The sequence below is a fragment of the Burkholderia sp. MSMB2157WGS genome, assembly GCF_001532755.1.
In the GTDB taxonomy this organism is placed as follows: domain Bacteria; phylum Pseudomonadota; class Gammaproteobacteria; order Burkholderiales; family Burkholderiaceae; genus Burkholderia.
Genome location: NZ_LPJG01000046.1, coordinates 117,841 through 124,128 on the forward strand (window position 1 = coordinate 117,841; position 6,288 = coordinate 124,128).

General features: G+C 66.9%; 5 protein-coding genes, 1 tRNA gene and 1 pseudogene. 5 read left to right on the forward strand and 2 right to left on the reverse strand.

The window, feature by feature from the left end:
* Window positions 1-36: 36 nt before the first annotated feature.
* Window positions 37-771: a two-component system response regulator OmpR gene (gene ompR, locus WT53_RS27765; RefSeq protein WP_006478565.1), complete on the reverse strand. Its 735-nt coding sequence runs from the start codon at window positions 769-771 to the stop codon at window positions 37-39.
* A gap of 258 nt (window positions 772-1,029) precedes the next feature.
* Between ompR and WT53_RS27770 the strand changes: the two genes are divergently transcribed.
* From WT53_RS27770 to WT53_RS27780, 3 genes are all read left to right on the forward strand, one after another.
* The gene (locus tag WT53_RS27770) at window positions 1,030-1,308 is read left to right on the forward strand and encodes a hypothetical protein (RefSeq protein ID WP_034207558.1); all 279 of its coding nucleotides are present in this window, start codon (window positions 1,030-1,032) and stop codon (window positions 1,306-1,308) included.
* 134 nt (window positions 1,309-1,442) lie between these two features.
* A complete protein-coding gene (locus WT53_RS27775; RefSeq protein ID WP_034207925.1) occupies window positions 1,443-2,939 on the forward strand; it encodes a DUF1800 family protein in 1,497 nt (498 codons plus the stop codon).
* 55 nt (window positions 2,940-2,994) lie between these two features.
* Entirely contained in the window at window positions 2,995-4,215 is a 1,221-nt protein-coding gene (locus WT53_RS27780) for a DUF1501 domain-containing protein (protein ID WP_034207557.1), read from the forward strand.
* Window positions 4,216-4,225: 10 nt separating this feature from the next.
* On the opposite strand, the gene hpnD is transcribed toward WT53_RS27780, so the two are convergent.
* Window positions 4,226-5,059 carry a presqualene diphosphate synthase HpnD gene (hpnD, locus tag WT53_RS27785; protein WP_034207556.1) on the reverse strand — a complete coding sequence of 278 codons (834 nt, stop codon included), beginning with the start codon at window positions 5,057-5,059 and terminating at the stop codon, window positions 4,226-4,228.
* A 235-nt stretch (window positions 5,060-5,294) separates the two neighbouring features.
* Here hpnD and WT53_RS27790 point away from each other — a divergent pair.
* Together WT53_RS27790 and WT53_RS34265 are read left to right on the forward strand one after the other, a co-directional pair.
* Window positions 5,295-5,381 (forward strand) — tRNA-Leu (locus WT53_RS27790).
* A gap of 264 nt (window positions 5,382-5,645) precedes the next feature.
* Window positions 5,646-6,152: pseudogene (locus WT53_RS34265) on the forward strand (tyrosine-type recombinase/integrase).
* The last annotated feature ends 136 nt before the right edge of the window (window positions 6,153-6,288 follow it).

Sequence of the window (6,288 nt, forward strand, 5' to 3'; positions counted from 1 at the left end):
GGGCCGTGGGCGGGGCGAAACCGGGAAGGAAAAAGCTCAGGCGGCGCCGTCCGGGATGAACACGTAGCCGAGGCCCCAGACGGTCTGGATGAAGCGCGGGCTGCCCGGATCCGGTTCGATCAGCTTGCGCAGGCGCGAAATCTGCACGTCGAGGCTGCGGTCGAACACTTCGTATTCACGGCCGCGTGCGAGCTCCATCAGCTTTTCGCGCGACAGCGGCTGACGCGGATGACGCGCGAACACTTTCAGCACCGAGAATTCGCCGGTGGTCAGCGGAATTTCCTGGCCGGACTTGGTCAGCGTGCGCGTGGCGAGATTCAGCGAGAATTCGCCGAACTCGAACACCTCGGTGGTTTCCGACGGTGCGCCCGGCAGTTCGGCCGGCGCCTGGCGGCGCAGCACCGCATGAATGCGCGCGACCAGTTCGCGCGGATTGAACGGCTTCGGCAGGTAATCGTCGGCGCCCATCTCGAGGCCGACGATGCGATCGACGTCCTCGCCCTTCGCGGTGAGCATGATGATCGGCGTGCGGTCGTTGCTGCCGCGCAGCCGGCGGCAGATCGACAGGCCGTCTTCGCCGGGCAGCATCAGGTCGAGCACGAGCAGGTCGAAACGCTCGCGGACCCAGAGCTTGTTCATTGCGGTCGCGTTTTCCGCGACGTAGACGTTGAAACCCTGTTCGCCGAGATAGCGGCGCAGCAGATCGCGCAGGCGAGGGTCGTCGTCGACGACGAGAATCTTGGAGGGGTTTTTCGTTTCCATGATCGGCATCTTATCGCGAATGGGAATTGGCGCACGGCCGCGTATTTTCGTGCGTTACAGTCGGTTACAAAATTTACCCGTAGTGTCGCGCCGAGTAAAGGCACGCTATAGAGATTCCTTTACTCGAAGCCGAAATTCGGTAGATACTCCCCTGCACTCCATCTTTCATCTTTGTACACCCGAATTCCGCAGGGTTTTTCAAGTACCAGAGGTAGCCGGTTGCCGCGTGACGAAGGGAACAAATCGACCAAAGAAGCGAGGACGGTCATGCGATCTGCCCGGATTGCACTGATGCTGACGATCGCGCTTGCCGGTCCGTATGCGTCGAACCTCGCGTATGCGCAGCGCCCCGAGCAGGGCGCATCGTCGCGCAAGCTGCCGCGCGGCAAAGCGCCGCAGCCCGATCGCGCCGCCGATATGACGGCCCGTTCCGCCGTGCCTCCCGATCTCGAACAGCGCCGTCGCGACGGGCACATGACGCCCGAAGAGCGGCACCTGTTGCGCCAGCACATCGAAGACGCCGTGCGCGAGTTGTACAAGCGCTGATGCGTGCCGTCGTTCGCGTTGCGCGGAAATCCCCGCGCGGAAAGAATTCGTAGCATTTTTTCCGTCAACTTTCGGCCGCCGAATGCCGTTGTACGGGCATCCGCACCGCCGGTGCGTTCCGGGAGTCCATGACGATGAAAGCGAACGCTGCCGCACCGGCGCCGTCGCCTGCCATGCAGTCGCCGCTCGATGCCGACGACGCGGTGTTTTTTCTCGGTCGCACCGGTTTTTCTCCCGCTCCCGCCGAAGTCGCGCGCATCGTCGGCATGACGCGCGCGCAGGTCGTGGCCGATACGCTCGGCAGTGCACGGCGCGAACCCGTCACGACGTGGCCCGACTGGCTCGCCGAGCCGCCGCCGACACGCGCGCAGCGCCAGGCGCTGACGCCCGACATGCGGCGCGACGAGCAGCGCGAGCGCAATCGCCGCTACGATGCGTTGCGTGCGGCCTGGGTTAACGAGATGGTCGCGACGCCGTCGCCGCTCACCGAGCGCATGACGCTGTTCTGGCACGGGCATTTCACGTCCGGGCAGGACAAGGTGCCTTACCCGCAGACGATGGCCGCGCAGAACGCGCTGTTTCGCCGCGAGGCGCTCGGCAACTTCGGCTCGCTGCTGCACGCGGTCGCGAAGGATCCGGCGATGCTGCAGTATCTCGACGGCGCGAGCAATCGCAAGGGCCGCCCGAACGAGAATTTCGCGCGCGAGGTGATGGAACTGTTCACGCTCGGCGAAGGGCATTACACGCAACACGACGTGACCGAGGCCGCGCGCGCGATGACGGGCTGGACGGTCGATCCCGACACGCTGCGCTTCGCGGTGCGGCCCGAATGGCACGATGCCGGCGACAAGACGATCCTCGGCGAAACCGGGCCGTTCGACGGCGACGGCTTTCTCGACATCCTGCTGAAGCGGCCGGACACCGCGCGCTTCATCGCCGCCAAGCTGTGGCGCGAGTTCGTGTCCGATACGCCGGAGCCGCGCGCGCTCGACGCGGTGGCCGAGCGGTTTCGCGCGAGCGGCTACGACATTCGCGCGGCGCTCGCCGCGCTGTGGTCGACCGACGCGTTCTGGGATCCGCGCAACCGCGGCGTGCTGGTCAAGTCGCCGGCGGAATTCGTGGTCGGCTCGGTGCGGCTGTTCGACGTGGCGTACGGCGATCCGCAGATGCTCGCGAACACCGTGCGCACGCTCGGACAGAACCTGTTCTATCCGCCGAACGTGAAGGGCTGGCCAGGCGGCGCGTTGTGGATCAACAGCACGACGCTGCTGTCGCGCAAGCAGTTCGTCGAGCAGTTGTTCCGCGCGACCGAGACGGCCGGCATGCGGCCGCCGGCCCGTGCGATCGCGCCGTCGCCGAGCGCGCACGCGATGCCGGTGGCCGACGCGGCGTCCGCCGCCGGCCTGCGCGGCATGCCCGCGAAGCCCGCGCGCGGCGGCTTGCGTTTCGACCTCGAGCGCTGGCTCGCGCAGTATCGTGCGCGGCCGCAGGCGATCGCGGGACTGTCCACCGAGCTGCAATTGCAGCATGCGGTGCTGCAACTCTCGCCGGTCGCGGCGATCGACACGGATTCGACCGGCAGCGCGTATCTCGAGGCGCTGCTGATGGATCCGGCCTATCAACTGAAATGATGCGAACGACGACGAAGCGGGCGGCGGCCGCGGGCGGCGAACCAAAGGATGTGCGATGAACCGACGTGATTTTCTGACGCTGACGGGCGCCGCGGCGGCGGCCGGCGTGTCGATGTGGCAGGCGCCCGCGGCGGCGGCTGCCGCGCCGCAGGCCGGCCGAAAGCCTGCGGCCGGGTATGCGAACGTGCTGATCCTCGTCGAGCTCAAGGGTGGCAACGACGGCCTCAACACGGTGGTGCCGTATGCGGACCCACTGTACTACTCGTTCCGGCGCGGTATCGGCATCAAGCGCGAGCAGGTGCTGCAGCTCGACGCGCAGACGGGGCTGCACCCGTCGCTCGCGCCGCTGATGCCGCTGTGGCGCGACGGGCAGGTCGCGGTCGTGCAGGGTGTCGGCTATCCGCAGCCGAACCTGTCGCATTTCCGCTCGATCGAGATCTGGGACACCGCGTCGCGCTCGGATCAGTACCTGCACGAGGGTTGGCTCACGCGCACGTTCGCGCAGGCGCCCGTGCCGCCCGGTTTCGCGGCGGACGGCGTCGTGCTCGGCAGCGCCGAGATGGGGCCGTTGTCGAACGGCGCGCGCGCGATCGCGCTCGTCAATCCCGCGCAGTTCATCCGTGCGGCCCGGCTCGCCGAGCCGTCGTCGCTGCGCGAACAGAACCCGGCGCTCGCGCACATCATCGACGTCGAGAACGACATCGTGAAGGCGGCCGACCGGCTGCGCCCGCGCGGCGGGATGCGCGAATTCAGGACGGCCTTTCCGGCCGGCGCGTTCGGCACGTCGGTGAAGACCGCGATGCAGGTGCTGGCCGCGTGCGAAGCGTCCGGGCCCGGCGCGCAGGACGGTGTCGCGGTGCTGCGCCTGACGCTCAACGGCTTCGACACGCACCAGAACCAGCCGGGGCAGCACGCCGCGCTGCTCAAGCAGTTCGCGGACGGGATGAGCGCGATGCGCGCGGCGTTGATCGAACTCGGGCGCTGGAACGAGACGCTCGTGATGACGTATGCGGAATTCGGCCGGCGCGTGCGCGAGAACCAGAGCAACGGCACCGATCACGGCACGGCCGCGCCGCATTTCGTGATGGGCGGCCGCGTGGCGGGCGGGCTGTACGGTGCGCCGCCCGCGCTCGGGCGGCTCGACGGCAACGGCAACCTGCCGGTCGCGGTCGATTTCCGCCAGCTTTACGCGACCGTGCTCGGGCCCTGGTGGGGGCTCGACGCGACGCGCGTGCTGCAGCAGCGTTTCGACACGCTACCGCTGCTGAAGGCGTGATGCGCGCGGCTCAACGGCGGCGCGCGGCGCGCCACGCAATCCACAGCTTGCGGATCGGCGTCAGCGCGATGCGCTGATGCAGCACCTGGTAGCCGTCGCGCGCGATTTCGTCGAGCAGCGCGCCGGCCAGCGCGATCTGCGCGCGCAGCGTGCGTTGCGCGCGGCGTTCGGCGGCGGGAATCGCCGCATCGGCGGCCGCGAGCGCTTCGCGCGCGCGGGTCGTCTGGAATTGCAGCAATTCGGTGAACGCCGGGCTGTAGCGGCGGTTCAGCAGGTCGGCCGCGGTCACGTTGTAGCGCTGCAGTTCGTCGATCGGCAGATAGATGCGGCCGTGGCGCGCGTCGTTGCCGAGCTCCTGCACGAATTGCGCGAGCATCAGCGCGCGGCCGACGTCCGCGGCCCATGGCTGCGGGTCGGCCGGGTGCGCCGAACTGGCGCGCGCAACCAGCGACGCGAAGGTGCCGCCGACCTGCACGATATAGCGCTGCAGGTTCGCGAAATCGAGGTAGCGCGCCTGCTCGAGGTCCATCCCGTAACCGTTGACGAGCGTGCGCAGCGCATCGGCCTCGGCGGCGATCTCCGGGTGATGCTGCGCGAGCGCCTTCGTGACGGGGTGCGACGGTTGCCCGTCGGCCAGTGCCGCGAGTTCCTTGTGCCACCACGCGAGCTTCGTGTGACCGACGGTCGGATCGCTGGTTTCCTTGACGGTTTCCTCGAGTTCGCGGCGCAGCGCGAACAGCGCGGTCAGGCGCGGCTGCGTGGCGAGCGGCGCCTGACGCAGCGCGTAGTAGACGCTGGAGCCTGCGGGGGCGGCCTTTTGCTGACAGTAGTCGTCGAAGTTCACGGGCTGAATCGGTTGGGGCGGGTTCGGGGGACGCGCGGCGGCGCGCTGCCGAAACGTCGAGCGCGGCATTCTAGCACCGCGGCACGACGGGCGCCGGCGGGGCGAGACAAGCCCGCACGGATCGGGTAGAATCTCGCGCTCGCCTGATCGGGCGTGCCGGTTTTCGGGCCGGCGTGAAGTCCCGGGCGCGTGGAGCACGCATCTTGCGTCCCGCGCGGTCAGGCGACGGAAATGCGCGTGAGTGGCGAAATTGGTAGACGCACCAGGTTTAGGTCCTGACGCCCGCAAGGGTGTGCCGGTTCGAGTCCGGCCTCACGCACCAAAGTATCTCCCAACGATTCCCATCGTTGACCAAAAAGCCCCGCAATTCATTGACTCGCGGGGCTTTTTCTTTCAATGGTCGCCCAACACTTCCCATTGATGCCCACGAAATCAGGGGGAATCGTAGGGGGCAGTTTTTCTGATCTGGGGGCATCAAAATGCCCCCCCCATGACCAAATGCCCCTTACTGACGTCGCTGTCCGTGCGGCCAAACCTCGCGAAAAACCTACAAGCTGGCCGACGGCCAGGCATGTACCTGGAGGTCATGCCGAGCGGGTCGAAGTACTGGTGCCAGAAGTATCGAGTCGACGGAAAGGAAAAGCGTGTTGCCCTCGGTGTGTATCCGGCCGTCTCGATCCTCGCGGCGCGAAAGGCGCGCGATGAGGCGACTGTCCAGTTGCGTGCCGGCCTTGATCCGTCGCACGAAAAGAAGCGCGTCAAGCTCCAACGTAGCCTCGATCGTGAAAACTCGTTCGAGCCCATTGCCCGGGAAGGGCACGAGAAACGCCGGGATGCATGGAGCGAGCGTCGTGCGGACCGGATCATGAAGCTTCTCGAGCGCGAGCTGTTTCCAGTGCTCGGTGGACGCCCGATCGCCGAGATCTCGGCTTGAAGTCATCCGAAAGATCGAGGCGCGTGACGCGATTGAGCTCACGCACAAAGCGATTCAAGCAACGAGCAAATCTTTCGATATGCCATCGCCACCGGCCGGGCAGAGCGTGATCCGGCGCCTGACCTCCGAGGCGCGCTGAAGGTACTGTCGTGCACATGAAGCGCGTCAGCGAGGCAGAACTGCCGGAGCTCATGTAGAAGATCAACGCGTCCGAGGGTGTGACCCTGAACCAGAATTAGTCCCGGTCGGAAGTGGAGATTTCCGGCTTGGTTGAGTTGTCAGGCGAGGCGGATTC

Coding starts and splice junctions, on each gene's coding strand:
- ompR (WP_006478565.1), bottom strand. CDS start 771: ATGCCGATCATGGAAACGAAAAACCCCTCCAAGATTCTCGTCGTCGAC.
- WT53_RS27770 (WP_034207558.1), top strand. CDS start 1,030: ATGCGATCTGCCCGGATTGCACTGATGCTGACGATCGCGCTTGCCGGT.
- WT53_RS27775 (WP_034207925.1), top strand. CDS start 1,443: ATGAAAGCGAACGCTGCCGCACCGGCGCCGTCGCCTGCCATGCAGTCG.
- WT53_RS27780 (WP_034207557.1), top strand. CDS start 2,995: ATGAACCGACGTGATTTTCTGACGCTGACGGGCGCCGCGGCGGCGGCC.